The following is a 19,068-nucleotide window of genomic DNA, read 5'->3' as shown; positions in this document are numbered from 1 at the left end:
ACGGGAGGGAACGAGATGGCCGCACAAAATTATTCCTCAGAGAAATAATCCTGATACGGGTGTGAATCGGTCTGCGACAACCGACTGGCAATGTAGGCCAGCAGGCAAAGAATAGTATTCAACCCTCTTTCAGTCAAGCACACGAAATGACAATCGTATTAAAATAGATCATTAAAAAGTAAGGATAAATAATTAAAATTTATTGTTAAAAATTGATTTACAAAGATGCTGCTCGATTGATCAAACTGAGTAAATACTCGGTCTGTGTATAACAAAAGAAAATTACTCCAAACACAACCAATATCCAAAGACCACAAAGTATTTGTAGCCAACGTGCTGCACCCGCAACTTCCATATAGCTATAAATCACAAGTATTACCTTAATCAAAGCTAAGATAATCGTAATTATGAGGGCAATCATTTGATAGTTAGAACTTTCGTGCCAAGCAGTAACAGTTGATACCAAAAGTATTATCCATACAGCTACTGCTTTTAACTGCCAATAAGATTGTTTATCTATATCACCTGTTGTCATGTATATCTCCTATAGCAGGTAAATTAATAGAAAAAGTACAATCCACAGCACATCAACCATATGCCAATACACCCCAGCTCCTTCCAAAAAAGGTATATCCTCTGAACTCGCTTGAGGGCGACCACAACGCGCAATCATCATTAACAGCGCAATTAGTCCGACAAAAACATGAATAAGATGAATACCTGTAAATATAAAATAGTACATAAAGAAATCATTACTTATCGGGTTGAACCCAGCTAAAACTTTTTCTCGATATTCAAAAAATTTAATTACAACAAAGAGTAAGCCCATAGCCAAGGCTGCTATATAAAACTTACGTGCTAACAAATATCTGGCACGTCTAGCACTTTGTAGTCCAAGCGCTACAAATAGTGATGCAGTTAATAGCGCAATAGTATTGATTAGGCCAAAACCTAAATTCATCTGAGTTTTTCCCAGTTGAAACAGGGCTGGTTGTAAAGCGTGTTGTATGCTCCAAACACAAAAAAAGAAAAAGAATACAAACATATCGCCGAGAATGAATATCCATAATTCATTCTCTCCAGGTACATGACGTGATTTTGCTTTTAGGTGATTCATAGCATCACCTTAAAAGTGGCGCTTGACTGCTGGTACAAGCACAAAAGGTGTCGCCAAGAAAAATACAATAAACAAAATTGCAGGTATCCAAAATCCGATAATGCCATCCCATGCAAATGGACCAACCTTAAAGAAATAAATAAGTAGTTCAGGTATATATAAAATAGCTGTCCATAAACTCAAATAGCCAAACCAACGAGGAATAATAGGATTTTCACGTGGACAGAGCACTAGAGCCCCATATGCACAAAATACCCAAATCATAACAAACATTGGTATGCCACCCATAAATTGCAGGTAGCCTAGATCACTCATGAGTTGAATAATTTCAGGTGCACGATCGGCACGGAAAGCTGCTGCCGACCAAAACAAGGGTACGTAGAAGTTCATTACAAGGTAGGTAACTGAGGTTAAAGCCATCATTACTGTTAACATACCCACTTTCTGTTCAATTTTTTGGGCAATCAAAATCATTAAAGCCAGACATGGGAACAGAAAAATAGTCGACAACATCATAGCCACACAGGCCAACATCAAGGGAATTCGGCGTTCTACAAATATTTGGGCCACCTGTTCTGGACCCGCTGCAGGACTAATAGGAGGGAAAAACTGAGCTAGAATCAACCACCCCAGCCCAAATAGCATTAAGTAGGCTAGACCACTCCATGCACCAATATATTCCAGAGTTTTATTATTACTTTGCATAAAATATCCACATCATCATTCTTATGTTGTGGAATTAGAACACTTTGTAAATAAGCAAAAAATGACTTCTGGGTATGACTTTAAAATGCCGTACTGTCAGAAAATCAACTCCATTTTTGACTATATTGTCGAGGAGTTAATCCCGTCCAGCGTTTAAAAGCGCGATGAAAGGCGGAGGGCTCTGAAAATCCAGTCATATAAGCAATTTGCTCAATAGACATATCACGCTGGCGTAATAATCCACATGCTAAATTTTTTTGATAGTTGTCTATAATTTCCGAAAAATTTGTTCCAATACTTGCTAGCTCTACTTTTAATTTTTGTGGATCTTTATTTAATCGTTCGCAAATATTATTTTTATCTGGTATTTCTAATGGCAAATGTTTACCCAACTCATTTTGAATACGAAAAATTAAATCGTGTTTTGCGAGATCTGCTAAAAATCGCTCCGCCAATATTTCATGTGCAGCGAGTAGGTGTGGCTCTGCAGAAGGAGATTTCCAAATTAAGATATCAGGATCGAATACCATTGCCATATCAGTGCTATCAAATATAACTGGGCAATCAAAAACTCTTAGATACTCTGCTTCATCTGCATTTAATGCATAAGGTAAACGGAGCTCATTTAACCTAAATTTCCCATTAGTTATATACTTAAGAAAAGCAACAACTTGTGACAGTGAGAACTCTGAGAAATGCCTAATAGGAAGTTTAAATTGAACTATGATTTCAGCACGTTCTTTTACTTGAAGTTCCGCAGTGATTAAATCACTAATTAATGGAAAATAACCAATAACTTTCTGCAAAGCTTCCCTAAAGCTTGAACTGCTAATAAAGATATATTCAACAATATGCCCACGTAGCACAGGCATATTTTCACCGATATGAAGCCCAATAAGCTTATCGCCACTACTTTCTTCAGCAATGTCCCACAAAAATTTATGTATTTCCCCATTATTTCGAAATTCTGGCGATGTCACTGGAACAAATTTACCTAATTTAGAAAAAATATATGCCACATCCAAACCAAGTTTTTTCATGGTTTTGTATGTCTCAACAGCAAAAAAACCAGCTTCGGTATCGAATTGGCGTTCTAACATTCGAAATATATCTTTCTTAATTGATTATTTAGTTTTTTAATTCCTATCTCATATTAATCCTCTTTTTGAGTTTCTAATATATTTGACAAAATCATTAATCTTTATTAGCAAACCTAAATATTAATAATGATCTAACTCGTAAAGCAAATATAATTATTATTTGTCATTTTTTAGAGTTTTAATGGTTACCCCTCTAACATCATTTCTATGAATCTGAATATTTTTTAGATAACTAAAGTAGATACAATACTTGAGATCATTCTACTCATAGCTAGCATTCAATCACGTTCTATATTTTTCAAACAAACAGTATTTTTAGAAAATATGATTTCAAAAATTATAAAAAAGGTGGAAATATATCTTTTCCACCTTCCCTATTTTTCACTATAAATCTAGTAAACACTTGCGTGAATTTACCTTATGACACCGTAAACTTAACGCTATTATTTTGATAGATTGGCGTAATATCTTTGCCATTCAATGTCACTTTTTTATAGGTGCCTTGGACTTTTTTAGCTGATAACACCGTATAAGTGCCTGCTGCTAAATTGTCTTTTGAAACGAGCTGCAATGTTCCATTTAGAGTAGCTGTATTTGCTACCTGAACTGCTGGAAGTACATTCGATTTTAAAGTGATGTTGAATGTCGTTCCCGCAAGCTGAGTTAAATTACCCGCAATATTAACTGTTTTAGCGGAGTTGGTTTTTAATAAGCTATTTTCATGCATATAAATATCGCCTTGACCAGCACCATGCTCAGACAATATTTCTAAACCACCTTGCTTTAAATCAATACCACCCGTAAACGAGTTATTTCCTGTTAGTGCTAAAGTTCCTGTACCAAATTTAGTGAGCTTGCCAGCACCAGTAATGTCATTACTCCATTGGTCATATTGGTTAAAGCCACCTAAACTGGCATCCATGATCAGATTTACATCACCATCAAAACTGCCATAACCTGCACCAGCTCTAAACAGGTTTAAGCGACCATATCCTTCCACGTCATCCATGACCGGATAACCCGAAGCAAGCGCAGTCGATTTTAGAACTACACGGCGCTGATCGGATGTTAAATAAGGAAGTCTGGTTTCCAATAAAACCTCTGCTCCTTTAGGGACCGTTGCTATTTTTGTTTTATCGCCAATTTGATTAAAGCCATAAGTCATCCAGTGATTCACCTGCTGTTTTAATTTCTCAAGATCGGTAAAACGGTCATTAGCGTCATAAGGTGTTTTGGCCAAACTATAAAACGATTCAAATGTTGAACTATTGGTCTCTTTCATGAGCTGTGTTTGAGCTTGTAGATAGGCTTCTTTACGTTGCTCTACAGTCATGGCATTTAAGTTTGCAACATCTGCTGCAATGGACTGAAGTCTTCCACCAATCACATCCATTGCTGAATGCATTCCTGCGATAATACGAGAATCACCTAAATCTAAACCACGAGCAATCAGTTCTTGGTAACGCTGAGGCACTAAATAAGCCATTACAATTGCATTTCGGCCTGCTTCGGCAGTGTGACCACTTGGGAAACCGCCGTCCGTTGTAGGCGTACTACTTTTTGCAGACTCTAAACTCGGCACGACAATAACTTCTGAACTCCAACGCCACGGGCGTGCGTATTTATAAAAACGTTTTGCAGACTCCGTTGAAGAGTTATTTCCCATTGACTGAACAAATTCAACGACTTTACCAAAATTGGCATTCCCATCAGCCGTGGTCAGCCCACTGTTATTTCCTTTGTCATCATATTTTACTTGTGCGGCATCGGCTGGTACTGAATTAATTGTTGTAGTCTGCCCAGTGAGTTTTCTCCATGGATCGGTTAATGCTCCCATCCCTGTCGTGACACTATAACTTTTTCCACGTCTATCATCTAAATAGGCACGAATAGCGTCTTCTTCTGTACGTTTATGAGTGGTCTGAATTGAATAATTAATGTTGTAGTTCAATACATCTGCATTCTTTTCTGTACCATCTGTACTGTCGCCCGGTAAACCAGTCCAGTTTGATTCAACTACGGCAGGAAAACCGTCTTTTGCCTCCGCAGATTGACCTGCATCTACAAATAAACTTGATGGCGTCCATACATCTAAAAAGCCGCTCAACACACGTACACCAGCATTTGTTTCAACCGTAGCATATCGTGCATCGCCACGTTGATTGGTTATCCATGAATCTACAATGGTGATGATATTTGATGGTACGGGAGCCGTATCTTCATATCCTAACCCTTTCGGAGCTGCGGGTATTTCCTGATTTTCTGTCGAATTATCTTCAGAAGAATTACTGTCATTACACCCTGTAAAAAAGACTGAACAAGAGATAAGAGAAAGTAAAAGTGTATTTATTTTAAAGCTAGACATGATGTGACCCGTTTAATAAATATCCGTATCTTTCATCATTAATGTTTAGCTGTTATTACTTATCACCCATTAATTTAAATTTATTCTAAATAATTTTTTATCTCTAAACATGTTAAGCAGTCTTTTTGCCTATTGATTGAAATGTGACAATTGCTTCAGAAAATCATTTAATGGCATTGGACAACCCCATAAATAGCCTTGAAACTCCGTGCAACCATTGTTTTTAAAAGCGCTAAACTGTTCAGCAGTTTCAATCCCTTCTACTAACACTTGAAGGTTCAAATCTAGTCCAATTTTAATAATACCCGTGACTAATTTATTACTACGTTTATCATCCAAAGCTGCTTGCACAAAGCTACGATCAATCTTGATTTGTCTAATGGGCATTTTTTGTAAATAGCTTAAAGATGAATACCCCGTACCAAAATCATCAAGAGAAAGCTGAATTCCATGTTTAGACAAGAAATGCATTTTTTCGATGACGCTCACACAATTATTTAAAGCAATACTTTCGGTTATTTCTAATATGAGTTGAGCTGGATTAACTTCATATTTTTGAACCATGGCAATCACAGTCTGCTCAAAGTTTGGTTGCATGAAATGATCAGCACTAATATTAATAGAAAGTGTGAGATCTTTCGTCGCTTCTTTTTCACTCCAATCTTGTAATACTTTAAACCCCTGAACCAATACCCACTCCCCAATTTCAGGCATTAAATCAAAAGTTTCCGCAGCTGGAATAAAATCTTTTGTAGGAATGTATCCCAACACTGGATGATTCCATCGCAACAAGACTTCTGCCCCGATAATTTTTTCAGAAGAATTCATTTGCGGTTGATAAAAAAGTTCAAATTGTTCTTTGGCCAGTGCTAAGCGTAAGTCTTGCACCATGGTATTTTCTGTTTGTATCTCTAATTGCATGGTATAAATTGAAATACAAATCATGAGGGTAGCAACACATGTCGCGATCCACCCGCCATGATCACGAATATTTTCTGATAAAGGTATTGCACTATCGAGCGTAAAAGAACTTCCACTAAAAAATATAAAGCACGCGATCGATAAGATAATTAAAACGATTTGTAAAAAGCTCGGATCTCTACGGTAATTTAAATATCCTAATATAGCTCCAGCGGGTAAAAACAGGTGTGCCACACGCGGCCGATCTAGGGTAGCGACATCAAAAATTAGGCAAAAAACCACAGGAAAAGCCAAAAGAACAATTTGTGATAGAAGAATACCAGCTGAAATTCGACGTATATAAATTAAAAAAAGACTAAATATAGATACTAGTGTAAAAAACACATCCATATAAACAATCAGCCACATTTGTGCAAATGCGAAATATATGGTCCAAAACAAGCAAAAAATAATGCAAATAAAAATATTTGCTTTAGCAGCAATTGTAAGTTGTTGGTCCTTTATAGCACGGTAGTTTTTCTTGTGTTTTTTTAAGTAAGACAAAGCAATCATAAAATCAACCGTAAAATATTTCTTGATGGTTCCCCCATATTGATTATTCATTATCCAATCCAGGATTCAATCAATAAAATTTAATGTCTTACACCTTTGTTATTTATATTATTATTTTTAGATTAGGTGTTTTTTCACTATTGCTAGCAAAATCCGTTTGTTTAATAAATGTGGTTAAAAAACATCACTTTTCAATGGCCTCTATAATTTAAAGTATAGCCATACAACAATACACGTCTCTACTAGGCTGATACAAGGCTTGGATGCCAAAAGCCAGCTCCCCTTCAACTCTTTTTTTCACGTCATCAAAATGGCTGACTTATCTTTTTTAGTCCTATAAAGAAACCTGTTTCAAGCAATACGATTCATCCATTAGTTCAACCAACTTCTTACAATATATAGTTTTCATTATTGATATTAATAATAATTATCATTACTATTTAAGAATATCTTAAATGTTTGTTTAATTGTGCTACTCATTACCAATTTGTGGACTTCGCTGCTATGAACCTGAATGTAGATAAACAAGTATGGTTTAGCCAAATTTACCGTTCTCAGCAAAGCACGCTCTTGTCATGGTTTAAACATAAACTTCAGCATCATCATCAATCTGAAGACCTGAGTCAGGAAGTGTTTTATCGTGCTTTAAAAAGTGAATATAGTTTTAAACAAATTAAAGAGCCTCAAGCATGGCTGATGGGAATCGCCAAGCATGTGATTATTGATTATTGGCGTCGTCAACATATTGAAAATCTCTATCTCGATGCCCTACAAAACCTTCCACAAGAATATTATCCCTCTGCTGAGCATGAAGTTTATATTCAAGAAACCTTGTATCAGGTTCATTTAATATTAGAAAAACTCCCCACCCGAACGGCTCAAGTGTTTTTGATGTCTCAGCTAGACGGCATGACTTATCGAGAAATTAGTGAAAAAATGAATATTTCTGAGGCCACTGTAAAAAGAGATATGAAACAAGCTTTTTTGGCTTGCATAGACCTCTATCATTAAACCCGTTAAACGCGCTTAAAATTTCTACCCTATGTCAGATATTACGAAAATCCCTCATCATGTTTTAGATGCAGCCGCAGATTGGTTGGTCCTTTTGCATTCAGGGGAAATGACAGCGTTACAGCAGCAACAGTTTGAGCAATGGAAAGCTGAAAAAAAAGAACATCAATTAGCACTCCAGCAAATGGAAAAGTTTAGCCACGGTTTAACAAACCTTGCAGGTAACTTCCCTTCCGAAGCTTTAGTCCAGTCTAATCAAAAATTTAATCTCGCTGCAAAACGCAATCTGCTGTTAAGCCTTTCAGGCTTAGTCATCGTTGGCTTGTCTGCCTATTGCATCCCTTGGGAAAAATGGCAATCTGACTATCACACCAAAGTGGGCGAAATTAAAAAAGTATCGTTAAAAGATGGTTCACAACTCATTATGGCAAGTAATTGCTATGTCGATATAAATTTCACGCAAGAGACACGTCAGATAAAACTAATTGATGGGGAAATCTATATTGAGACTGCCAAGGATACTCAACATCGGCCGTTTATTGTCGAAACAAAAAATGGTTCAGTAGAAGCCTTAGGAACTCAATTTTCAGTGAGACAAGAAAATAGCGAACAAACAAAAGTTAAGGTTTATAAGCATGCAGTAGCCATTGAGCCAGAGAACTCCTCTAAACGGCAGATTCTAAAACAAGGCCAGCGTGCTTTTTTTGATGAAAAATATATTTCAAAATCGCTTCCACTCGATAATGATCAACCTTACTGGACCCAACAACTTTTGGTCGTAGATCAATGGCCACTCCAAAAAGTGTTGGATGAACTATTCCGCTATAAAAAGGGAACCTATAGCATCGATCCGGAATTGAAAAATATAAAAATTTCGGGCGTATTTTCGCTCAAAAATCCTGAGCAAAGCTTAGAAACTTTGGCCTATAGCCATCAACTTGAACTGACCTATTACAGTCCTTATCTGTTAAATATTAAAAAAAGATAAAAAAACATGACCCTTTTTTTGATCTGGTTCGACTTATAGAGAAATACACTCCACTGTCGAGAAGACCACATGAAGGATTATCAAGCAAAAAGTAAACTGGCTTTGGCTATACGTGCAGTGCTGTGGAGTACGCCCTTGGTGGTCACGGCGCTTACCACAACTTCTGCTTACGCTGCGCAAACTTATCGTATTTCAATTAATCAAAGCACACTTGATCAGGCCATTAAGCAACTAGCGATTCAAACGGGTACAACCATTAGCTACGATAATGCGAGCCTTTCAAAAACAAAAAGCAAAGCGCTTAAAGGGAATTACGCTGTTGACAATGCTTTAAGTCTGCTATTACAAAATCAGCCATTTGAAGCTGTTAAAGTCAACAATGGCGGCTATAGCATTCGAGTGAAGTCTTCTCCCGCTCCGATTGAACCCAAAGTCTTTCAGTTGGAAACCATTAAAACCAAAGCAAATAACAATAATGAATTTGATACAGCGGGTGGTGAAACGGGCACAGCTCATTTAGCAACGATTCATATCAATGCCGATCATGGTGAAAACCTAACAACCGAAGGATCTGGTTTATATACGGCCAAGGCCACTACTGCTTCTACAGGCGTAGCTTTAAGTTTAAAAGAAACGCCTCAACTGGTCAGTGTAATCACCAATCAACAAATGAAAGATCAGAACCTGACCCAATTAACTGATGTTGTAAGTCAGGCGGCAGGCCTTTCTATTAAACAAGGCGGAAATATTGGTAGTGATAATTCCCCTATTTACGCTCGCGGTAAAGAAGTGGATAGTTATTTACTCGATGGCGTGAAGCTCATGAGTTCATATTCAAGTATTTTCCAAAGTCAGGACATGGCTTTATTTGACCGTGTAGAGGTTGTGCGAGGTGCAAATGGCTTAATGACAGGTGCCGGAAGTGCAAGCGCAAGTATTAATCTGGTCCGAAAAAAACCATTACAGAACTTTAAAGCTTCGGTAAGTGCTGACGTTGGTTCTTGGGATTCTTACCGTACCGATATTGATGTTTCCACACCACTTAATGAATCAGGAAGTATTCGTGGTCGTACCCTGTTTGCCTACCAAAAATCAGACTCCTATATCGACCGTTACAATGAAGAACGTAAAGTGGCTTATGCAGTCGTAGAAGCCGATTTAAGTGACCAAACCAAAGCAAGTTTAGGTGCTAGCTATCAACAAATTGACATGACTGGCGTTGCTAGAGGTGGCTTACCTAGCTTTTATACCGACGGGAGTTTAATCGACTGGTCACGTTCAGATTCAGCGGCAGCGAGTTGGACGGGTTCTGACCGTTCTACTACATCTTACTTTGCAGATATTGAACACCAGTTGAATGACCGCTGGAAATTAAAAGGTGTGGTGTCTAGAACCATTACCGATTCTGACGAAATTGTAGGCTATACCTACTCAAGTGAAGGAATTGATAAAGCCACTGGTAGCGGGGCGATGTTGTATGCAACCCGTTGGGATTATCGTCCTACTCAAGATTTATTTAATTTAACCTTAAACGGATCATTTGATTTATTTAATCAAACTCATGATGTAGTACTCGGCACAACCTACACAAAAAGTAAAAATAAACGTCCTACCTATTCGGGCTGGAATAACACAGTTGACGATAAAATGACATGGGATGGCACTCTAAAAAATATTTTTGCATGGGATGGTAGTACACCCAACCGCCCCGAAACAAAAATAGACGGCTGGTACAGCGGCGATGATCGTAGCCAATCTATTTTTGGTGCTGTTCGTCTTAAAGCAACCGACAATCTTGCAGTCATTTTAGGTACGCGTATTGAAGACTGGGAACGTGTAACAGCCAACCATTCAGATGCTAACAATAAGACCACCTACACAACACAAGAAGAAAGTGGCAAGGTGATTCCATATGTCGGTGTTACCTATGATTTCACAGACAACTGGACTGCGTATGCAAGCTACACCAACATTTTTTCACCACAAGATAAGAAGGCCCCTACAGGCGAATATATAGAACCGTTAATAGGTAATAGTACCGAGCTGGGTATTAAGGGTGAGTTTTTTGATAATCAGTTAAATGTTGGAGCTGCTATTTATCAAACTAAAGAAGACAATACAGCGATTGCATTGACCGATGTATTTGCCCGAGATGGTTCTCAAGCATATCGAACAGAGTCGGGCACTGAAAGCCGCGGCTTTGAAATCGAGGCGACAGGTAAGTTGACTGATTTATGGCAAGTTTCCACAAGCTTTAGCCGTAACTTATCAAAAGATAGCCAAGACAACCGATTAAATACCGGTGTGCCAAATAACACAGCCAAACTGTTTACCACCTATACCCTGCCTTATCTTGATGAAGCCCTTACTATTGGAGGCGGTGTTCGTTGGCAAAGCGAAATTTATGAAAAAAATGCAGTCTCTGCAACGGGTAGATTTACTCAAGAAAGTTACGCTTTGGTCGACTTAATGGCCCGTTATAAGGTGAACAATAATCTTATGCTCAATTTTAATGTTAATAACTTATTCAATGAGAAATACCATTTAGCCACTACAAATAGCTATTACGGCGCTCCGACCAATTTTCGAGTGGGTGTGAAATATGAGTGGTAAATAAATTACTCGACTTTTAAAGATCTTACTTCAGAGGCAAATAATGTTCTTCTGGAGTAAGGTTAAACTGGCTTAATACATTGGAATAGAATATTTTCGCCTAAGCTCAGGCTATAATATTAGATATGCTCTATTATTTTATTTAATTCTCATATGAAGAATGCGTTTTCTGACAGCAATCAAATTAGACAAGTGTCTAGTTTCCCTGAACTTATAAGTACAAAGTTTCAAGGAGAGGCAAATGCGATGTGTTGGCACAGAAATCTGGTTGGTGACTTTAAAGAAATTGTAAATAAACTTCATTTAAAAGAAAATATTACAGAAGTTTCTATTGAAGACCTTTTAGTGCTACAGCTTTCAGAACAAGGCAATTTGGCAAGGGAAACTATTTTAGAAGACATACAGCAATTAACTGATTTCGGTGCATCACCCGTACTGAATTTACTTAAATATTATGAACGCGATGACGAGCTAGATTTCATTTCAACAGACGTATATTCATTTCATGTCGATCGCTCCCCTATTGAAACCGATACATTCTTATGTACCTATCACGGCGCCGCGAGCGATATTGTGCCCAATGATCAGGTTGAACAAAAAGTTTTAATCCCAGAAATTAGAGAAAAGCTCAAAGCATTACATGAAGGCCCAGATGCTGAATTTGAAGCCTTTTTGGCAGAGTATTTTTTTGATTTGCATTACCAGCCTAAATCTAACGCCCAACCTGTAAATTTAGGCACAGGACATTTGTGGCGCTTGGCAGTAGATCATCCTACACAACAGGTTTTGCCGTGTGTTCATAGAGCGCCTGTTGAAAAAGATGGCGAGTATCGGTTGCTACTGATTTGTTAAATGTTTCGGTGGTTAATTAGTTTTTATGGAGTAATGTGTTGCCACTCCCATGAATGGAATGGCTTGAAGTCACTTTATATCAACAATACTGGTTTAAAGATTCATCACCTATCACCAAAAAGAGCAATCCCTAGACCTACCAGCATGACCACTGTTCCGACCAGTTTAATCATGGAAACTGGGCGTTCAGTCGCTCCCATCAACCCCAAATGATCAATTAATAATGACGAGATAATTTGCCCAGCAATTGCCAGCCCCAGCAATGCAGACAACCCAATTCTAGGCGCAAGGACGACATAACTAAGTAGTGCGCAAGAACCTAGAACTCCGCCTAAAAGACTCCACCATGGCTGAGCAGGAATAGCGATCAGCGAAGGAGCGATTCCACCTCGCACCAGAGAGTAAATCCCAAGACATACCGCACCAGCTGTAAACGAAAATAACGCCGCAACAACAGAATCCCCGCCTATGCCTTTAGCCAGTTGGCCATTCAACGTAGTCTGTAGAGTAATCCCTAATCCCGCGGCAAAGGCCATAAGGTAATAGATAACATTCATCGTGTGCCCCCCTTTCATCTGGTTTATTCAAGGGGCAAAAACGTTTCGGCGAAAATGTCTGGAACATAACCAGCCGCAGCAAAAAGATGCTGGCGAGATTCATCAATCGCTGCACGAAGTCGCTCACTGTCCACACCCAACACTTTACCATCACATTTAACGATTCGTCCGCCAATCATCACTGTATCAATATTGCTACGCTCGGCTGCATGAACCACCGTGCCAAACGCGTTGCCAGACGGATAAAGGTTAAGGTCATCTGTTCGAATCAATATCAGGTCCGCCTGTTTTCCAAGGGTTAGACTGCCAATTTTTTCTTGTAAACCTGCACAAGTTGCACCATCAAGCGTCGCAGCTTTTAGAAGATTTTGAGCCTGAAGAGTCACTGGCGAATGTGCTGAACCACAACATTTGTTCTGATGCATTCCCATGACACGTTGTAAGTAAAACGCTACGCGCATTTCCATGAACATATCACCACTGTAAGAGGTTTCATTATCTACACTCAAACCGGGTCTAATGCCGTGACGTAGAGCCGACTGCAGGGCAAACATACCGTCTTCGATGCCGTAGTGGGCATCTGATCGTGGGCATACGTTTACTCGTACTCCAGCCTCACGCAAAATTTCCCATCCAGCGTCTGGCAGCGAGGTACAGTGGTTAAAGATATTATCTGGTCCTAGCAGTCCTAGTTGATGCAGTCCCTCTAGTGCAGCAGCCATTTCACCACCAAAAAATTCAGTAATGATTGGCAGCTCCAATCTGCGTGCCTCAGCCCATAGTTCAGGTTCTAGCTGAGCCATGGCAGCCAGTGATACCAAACTGTTTTCGCTGTTTTTAAAATATTTTTTTTGTAGGCGTTCGAGATTGCTAGGCCAGTTCGCTCTATCCCAGTCTCCTGATACCGGCGCACCAGAAGCGTGTACAGCTCGAATACCAGCATCTAGCAAAGCTTCAACAGCCGCATCAGAGTGAGCGGCACTACGACTATTGTGCGAGTTATCAATCACTGTTGTGATACCCGCATCTATACAGCCTAGAGCTGTAAGCAAATTACCGATGTACATATCTGCTGGGCGATAGTACTTGGCAAAAGAATAGTGCGTCGCGTTGCAATAGTCTTCTAACGTTTCAGCATTCGGATTAATCCGTCGCAGTTGCCCTTCCCATGAATGTCGATGAGTATCGACCATACCCGGCATCGCGATCATATTGGATGCATCAATAATAGCTGCACCTTCGGCTTCTAAATTTTCACCCATGGCGGTAATCTTGCCGCCCTCAATCAGAATATCTCCGCGAACCATATTCCCAATCACGCTATCCATGCTTAGGATCGTCGCCCTGCGAATCAGCGTTCTATTTGGTGAAGACTCAGTCAGCTGCACTATGTTTCTGTTGTAATCAGTCATCATTATTCCAACTTCTCAAATGTATGCTGAAAATCTATCTGAAGTGATAATGCTGAAAAAGCTGGTTAAACTGTTTTTATTATTCAGCGAAAGCGAATAATCTAAGAGTATGAATATAGTATGGGGACAAAGGTATGAGATTGGATCGTATTCAGGCAATGCAGATTTTTGTTCGGGTAGCAGAAGCTGAAAGCTTTATTCATGCGGCAGAGGCACTTTCCCTACCTGCCTCAACAGTCACTAGTACAATTAAAAATCTTGAAAAGTATTTACAAGTGCGTCTGTTAAACAGAACAACAAGACGGGTTAGCCTGACGCCAGAGGGAGCAGAATATCTGACCCAGTGCCGAGAAATACTCGACCTGATTGAACATACAGAATCTAACCTGACCAATGCCATCAAACAGCCACATGGTCGATTACGAGTTGATATGCCTGCGGGCATCGCTCATTCGGTGATCATGCCGAACCTGCAAGAGTTTCAACAACGTTATCCAGATATTTACCTCATGATAGGTGTCAGCGATAGACAAGTAGATCTTATTAAGGAAGGCGTAGACTGTGTGATTCGGATGGGGAATCTAGAAAACTCCACCCTTGTTGCCCGCCCTCTTGGTGAGTTCCGTTGGGTCACATGCGCATCGTCAGCATATTTAAAAGAAAACGGAATTCCACAAACTCCCGATGATTTAGCACATCACCGAGCTATTCATTATTTTTCAGGGAACAACAGACATGCGGGTGAAATGCGCTTTGTACGAAATGGAGAGAAAAAAACTGTACAAATGAATGGTACTGTCGCCGTTAATGAAACTGAGCTTTATATAAAAATGTGCCTTGAAGGTTACGGACTTGCTCAACTTGCTGAAAGACTTGTGTCAAAGCACCTCAAAGAAAAAAGACTCATCGCGGTGTTACAAGACTGGTGCCCACCACCTGTTGCCGTAACTTTACTTTATCCGCATCAGCGTTTTCTTTCACCAGCAGTAAGGGTATTTTCTGACTGGATAGCCGAGCTTATTAGCAATAATCAAACTAACTCACTTTAAAAGATTATTTTTAAGACTTTGTAATTGCACTAACGCACTCAATAAAATATACAAGATAAATTTGTATACTCAGCAAAGCGAAAATAAGAAAAAAATATGATTTAAAGTAGTTGACCCTCACGTAACGTAAGCCCCTAGCATAAAACACACCTAAGGAAGAAGGAGCTAAAAAGATGCTGTTAAAAGTTGGTGAATTGGCTAAGCAGACAGGACTTACTGTCCGTGCTCTTCATCACTATGACGATATCGGTTTACTTCAGCCTTCGGTCCGTTCCGATGCTGGTTATCGACTATACACCCGTAAAGACATTACTCGTTTGCATCAGATTCAAGCATTACGAGGACTGGGAATGTCGTTAGCTGAAATCTATACGGTTCTTGAAGACCCCAATCTTGCTCTTTTACCCATTATTGATCAGCAGATTCAAGCAATTGATCAAAGACTGACTGAGCAAAAGAAATTGCGAAATCAGCTCAGCAAACTTAAATCTCAGATCATGAATGGTGAAGAGCTTGATTTGGAAGATTGGTTAAAAACACTGGAGCTTATAGCAATGTATGAGAAATACTTTACAAAAGAAGAGATTGAAAAACTCACTTTCTTACAAGCAGGCAGTAAAAGTCACCAAGAATGGCAAGAGTTAACTCAAGCAGCAAATGCACTATTTAATGCTGGCGAACCATTTAACTCTGAAGTAGCTCAAGACTTAGCCCGAAAGTGGATGAAAACTCTTGAGCACAATACACGAGCTAACCCTGAATGGCTTGTTAAATTAAATACCATCAATTCAGCCGAGCCCGAATTTCAGGAAAAATTAGGAGTAACGCCAGAAGTTGTTGAGTTTTTACTTAAAGCTTTTTCTGAGAGTAAACTGAGTATTTTTGCCCGTTATTTATCTGACGATGAATTTGATTTTCTAAAAGAAAATTACATTCGTGAGATGAAAAAATGGCCTCAATTATTGGTCGATGTTGAAAAATTGATAGATGCAGAGGTCACACCAGATAGTGATGGAGCAAAGCGTTTGGCACAACAATGGCTCACTATGCTACAAGGCTATGCTGGTAAAGAAGTGGCTACCCAAGAAAAAATCCGTACAGCAATGCGAAATGAACCAAGTCTTGCTGAGGGCACTTGGCTCAAACCAGTTACCCTACAATTTTTAGAAAAAGCAGTAGCAGTATTAATGCGTAGTGCTTAGTTCTATCAAGTTAAATCGCTTTTTTATAAGAAGAGCAGTTTAAACTAAACGATATCAAAACAGCTGGCTACACCATAATTTGGTGTAGCTTTTAAAAAAATATCCTATTTATTCCTAAAATAATTTTTACTTTATTTTTAAATTAAGTAATTAATATAAATCATTATTTTATTTTCTATTGTTAATATATGACATTCACACGGACCCAATCTTCATATTTGGTTGCCTGAACATTGGTACTTGATGTAATTGCCCCATGAATAGGAATATTTTCTTTCATTCCTGTTGCGATTCTTGAATGTATTTTATCTGCTGACCCTCCCCAAATTTGAGTATGGCCAGCATCTTGATACAGTACATATGCAACAGATGCTGTGCTGGCAGCAGATTTAAGTTCAAAGTTATTGTCTGAAGTTACCGCCAATTGATACGGCGTATTTTGGCTACATTGGACAGATACATCCGTTCTTGCACCAGCAACTGGCTGAGAGCGAACAACTGAACCAAAATCTAAATTTCCTTGTGTGGAAACTTCACACGTTTCTACAATAGTTAAACTGACCTTCAATGATGTAGATATATTTCCAGCATCTGCACTATTTATTAGCAGCATTCCCATAAGAGAAAATAAGGCGTATGTAATGACTTTCATTTCTTCTCCTTATATTTTCGTTCTAATATCTATTGATCTTTATATTGTTATTTCTCTGTTCTGGTTAAAGAAACAGCTTCAGGATCTTTTAGTTATAAAACTTAATATTGCACACTGTCAATAAATACTAAACGCATGATTTGCATGTTATTTTCTTAATTTGTGATGCATTACGCGCAATCTTAGTAATTTAAAAATTAGTTGATGTTTTATTTCCTTTCAGTACACATTTTGACATCATTTATTACAGCATAAGACTGCTTACTCACTGCGTACTTTTAAAACTCTTCATAATTTATAATTTAATCATCAACTCTTGAGGATAAGATTTGATAATTCTGTCTATTATCGCAATTGCATAAATAAATCGATCAAAATAATATTGCTGTCAATAGAATATAACTTCACATATTGTTTAGCTTATAGATTCAATATTAAGAAAATTGTGAAGTTAAATTTAAAATGAATAATTTTGGCCATTAAAACTATCTATTTTTAATTCGAGAAACCATTGATATGAAAAAATATTTATTCTTACTTTTACTTAGCTTTTATTCAATTCATTCTTTTGCTTCAGACAAATTACATGGCAGTGTTTGGAAAACAATTGATGATGCAACCAATGAACCCAGAGCACTAGTAAGATTTAGCGAAGATAAAAATGGTAATCTCTCTGCTAATATCGAAAAAATACTCGTTCCGAGTGAAGCCAATAAATGTACGATGTGTGAGGGCCTCTTTAAAAACAAATCTTTAATTGGTTTGACCATCGTCAAAAACTTAAAAAGTTCAGGTCAAAATAAATATGCCAATGGATCTATTTTAGACCCACAGTCAGGCAAGACATATCGCTTTAGCGCAACAATATCTCCAGATGGCGCAAAACTTATCGCTCGTGGATACATCGGTATCTCTGCAATTGGTCGAAACCAAACGTGGTATCGAATTAAATAAGCTTCATGCCCGTTAAAAGCCCTTATTTATAAAATTGCATGGTTTTTTTGAAGTGATCATTTATCTCAAGAACCATGTAATTTTCATTAAACAAAACCTACCAAAGAACAATCCAACACCCTTTCCCTCTGGTCCGCCCCATCTGAACTTAAAAGCTGAATAATTGCACCTTCAATCATATATAAAAATAGTTTTGCATCCTGAAAAGTCGCATCAGTTTTAAGTGTTCTAAGCTGGCTATAAATTTCATTGATTAGCCACGTTCGGTATTTAATTGCAACTTGATAGGCTTTTGGATAGGTCAGTTTTGTTTCAAAAATGGCTTTAAATAATAAATAGTACAGTCCTTCTAAATCTGTATGTAAAAAATAGAGTTTCTTAATCTTATCAACCACATTGGTGTTGCAGTCATACTCAGCAATTGAAACCACTTTTTCTTTTAAACGTTCTTTTTGCACAATCAAACAGATTTCAACAAACCGTTCCTTAGAGTGAAAATAGTTATAAAAAGTTGCTTTGGGAATTTCACACTCTTTCACGATTCGGTCGACTCCAACAACATGAAATCCGCGATGGTGAAATAAATCAATCGACTTATTGATGACTTGTATGGCCCGTGAGGAAAGAACTAACTTTGGCATAGCTTTACCGTTATAAAAATTCTTGTTGTTTCTAAATGAGATACTTTTTTGGGAGAAAAAAAGGCACAGCAAAGCCGTAAAGACTGTGCGTGGCACATCTCAAGTTTTATTGTTGATGCAAGTTTTTTTGAGCCGTAATGACTTAAAGCCTGAAAACCTTACGGCGATCAAACTGCTTTAAATTTTTAAGCTGTGTCGTTATAGCTTTTGGCATCGAGAGCCAAGAAATAATGGATGTGCAAAGCCAACTCCTTCTATTGGGAGTTCTGCCAGACATTTTAAATTATGGTGGCAGAACGGAAGAGGGTTAGCAGACTGGTGAAAGATTTAACCAGCACACCCGAGGGTGTCCCTCTCCCGTCCTGAACTGCACCCCA

Annotated in this window: 17 protein-coding genes; 7 read left to right on the top strand and 10 right to left on the bottom strand. The window is 38.3% G+C overall.

Annotated features, from left to right (window positions below):
• Positions 1–217: 217 nt before the first annotated feature.
• The 6 genes from KTH84_RS00085 to KTH84_RS00060 all read right to left on the bottom strand — a co-directional run bounded on the left by KTH84_RS00085 (position 218) and on the right by KTH84_RS00060 (position 6,787).
• Complete coding sequence (locus KTH84_RS00085; protein ID WP_262471543.1) at positions 218–535, bottom strand: cytochrome C oxidase subunit IV family protein; 318 nt, start codon at positions 533–535, stop codon at positions 218–220.
• 9 nt (positions 536–544) lie between these two features.
• The gene (locus tag KTH84_RS00080; RefSeq protein WP_262471542.1) at positions 545–1,117 is read right to left on the bottom strand and encodes a cytochrome c oxidase subunit 3; all 573 of its coding nucleotides are present in this window, start codon (positions 1,115–1,117) and stop codon (positions 545–547) included.
• A 9-nt stretch (positions 1,118–1,126) separates the two neighbouring features.
• The gene (locus KTH84_RS00075; RefSeq protein ID WP_262471541.1) at positions 1,127–1,822 is read right to left on the bottom strand and encodes a hypothetical protein; all 696 of its coding nucleotides are present in this window, start codon (positions 1,820–1,822) and stop codon (positions 1,127–1,129) included.
• A 104-nt stretch (positions 1,823–1,926) separates the two neighbouring features.
• Positions 1,927–2,922 (bottom strand): AraC family transcriptional regulator, encoded by a 996-nt coding sequence (locus KTH84_RS00070; protein WP_262471540.1) that lies wholly within the window; start codon positions 2,920–2,922, stop codon positions 1,927–1,929.
• Positions 2,923–3,340: 418 nt separating this feature from the next.
• Entirely contained in the window at positions 3,341–5,287 is a 1,947-nt protein-coding gene (locus tag KTH84_RS00065) for an acid phosphatase (protein WP_262471539.1), read from the bottom strand.
• A gap of 129 nt (positions 5,288–5,416) precedes the next feature.
• Entirely contained in the window at positions 5,417–6,787 is a 1,371-nt protein-coding gene (locus tag KTH84_RS00060) for an EAL domain-containing protein (RefSeq protein WP_262472461.1), read from the bottom strand.
• Between the two features lie 477 nt (positions 6,788–7,264).
• On the opposite strand from KTH84_RS00060, the gene KTH84_RS00055 reads away from it, so the two are divergent.
• The 4 genes from KTH84_RS00055 to KTH84_RS00040 all read left to right on the top strand — a co-directional run bounded on the left by KTH84_RS00055 (position 7,265) and on the right by KTH84_RS00040 (position 12,224).
• Entirely contained in the window at positions 7,265–7,771 is a 507-nt protein-coding gene (locus KTH84_RS00055; RefSeq protein WP_133974364.1) for an RNA polymerase sigma factor, read from the top strand.
• A gap of 31 nt (positions 7,772–7,802) precedes the next feature.
• Entirely contained in the window at positions 7,803–8,759 is a 957-nt protein-coding gene (locus KTH84_RS00050; RefSeq protein WP_133974366.1) for a FecR domain-containing protein, read from the top strand.
• Positions 8,760–8,828: 69 nt separating this feature from the next.
• A complete protein-coding gene (locus tag KTH84_RS00045; RefSeq protein WP_262471538.1) occupies positions 8,829–11,372 on the top strand; it encodes a TonB-dependent siderophore receptor in 2,544 nt (847 codons plus the stop codon).
• 153 nt (positions 11,373–11,525) lie between these two features.
• The gene (locus tag KTH84_RS00040; RefSeq protein WP_262471537.1) at positions 11,526–12,224 is read left to right on the top strand and encodes a DUF1826 domain-containing protein; all 699 of its coding nucleotides are present in this window, start codon (positions 11,526–11,528) and stop codon (positions 12,222–12,224) included.
• A gap of 104 nt (positions 12,225–12,328) precedes the next feature.
• Here KTH84_RS00040 and KTH84_RS00035 read toward each other — a convergent pair whose 3' ends face one another.
• Complete coding sequence (locus KTH84_RS00035) at positions 12,329–12,781, bottom strand: DMT family transporter (protein WP_202743988.1); 453 nt, start codon at positions 12,779–12,781, stop codon at positions 12,329–12,331.
• Positions 12,782–12,804: 23 nt separating this feature from the next.
• Positions 12,805–14,193, bottom strand: coding sequence for an amidohydrolase family protein (locus KTH84_RS00030; RefSeq protein ID WP_262471536.1), 1,389 nt, complete (start codon positions 14,191–14,193; stop codon positions 12,805–12,807).
• 134 nt (positions 14,194–14,327) lie between these two features.
• Between KTH84_RS00030 and KTH84_RS00025 the strand changes: the two genes are divergently transcribed.
• Positions 14,328–15,242: a LysR family transcriptional regulator gene (locus KTH84_RS00025; protein ID WP_262471535.1), complete on the top strand. Its 915-nt coding sequence runs from the start codon at positions 14,328–14,330 to the stop codon at positions 15,240–15,242.
• Positions 15,243–15,415: 173 nt separating this feature from the next.
• A complete protein-coding gene (locus KTH84_RS00020) occupies positions 15,416–16,444 on the top strand; it encodes a MerR family transcriptional regulator (RefSeq protein ID WP_262471534.1) in 1,029 nt (342 codons plus the stop codon).
• 181 nt (positions 16,445–16,625) lie between these two features.
• Here the strand turns inward: KTH84_RS00020 and KTH84_RS00015 are convergent, their stop codons facing one another.
• Positions 16,626–17,096 carry a spore coat U domain-containing protein gene (locus tag KTH84_RS00015; RefSeq protein ID WP_262471533.1) on the bottom strand — a complete coding sequence of 157 codons (471 nt, stop codon included), beginning with the start codon at positions 17,094–17,096 and terminating at the stop codon, positions 16,626–16,628.
• 516 nt (positions 17,097–17,612) lie between these two features.
• On the opposite strand from KTH84_RS00015, the gene KTH84_RS00010 reads away from it, so the two are divergent.
• Positions 17,613–18,050, top strand: coding sequence for a DUF2147 domain-containing protein (locus tag KTH84_RS00010; RefSeq protein ID WP_262471532.1), 438 nt, complete (start codon positions 17,613–17,615; stop codon positions 18,048–18,050).
• A gap of 86 nt (positions 18,051–18,136) precedes the next feature.
• Here KTH84_RS00010 and KTH84_RS00005 read toward each other — a convergent pair whose 3' ends face one another.
• On the bottom strand, positions 18,137–18,691 hold the full coding sequence (locus tag KTH84_RS00005; protein ID WP_262471531.1) for a TetR/AcrR family transcriptional regulator: 555 nt from the start codon (positions 18,689–18,691) through the stop codon (positions 18,137–18,139).
• Positions 18,692–19,068: the final 377 nt, after the last annotated feature.

It is taken from the genome of Acinetobacter sp. WU_MDCI_Abxb74 (assembly GCF_025513915.1).
GTDB lineage: Bacteria > Pseudomonadota > Gammaproteobacteria > Pseudomonadales > Moraxellaceae > Acinetobacter > Acinetobacter calcoaceticus_C.
The sequence above is the reverse complement of the archived record's forward strand: the minus strand, read 5'-3'. Positions and strand labels throughout refer to the sequence as shown.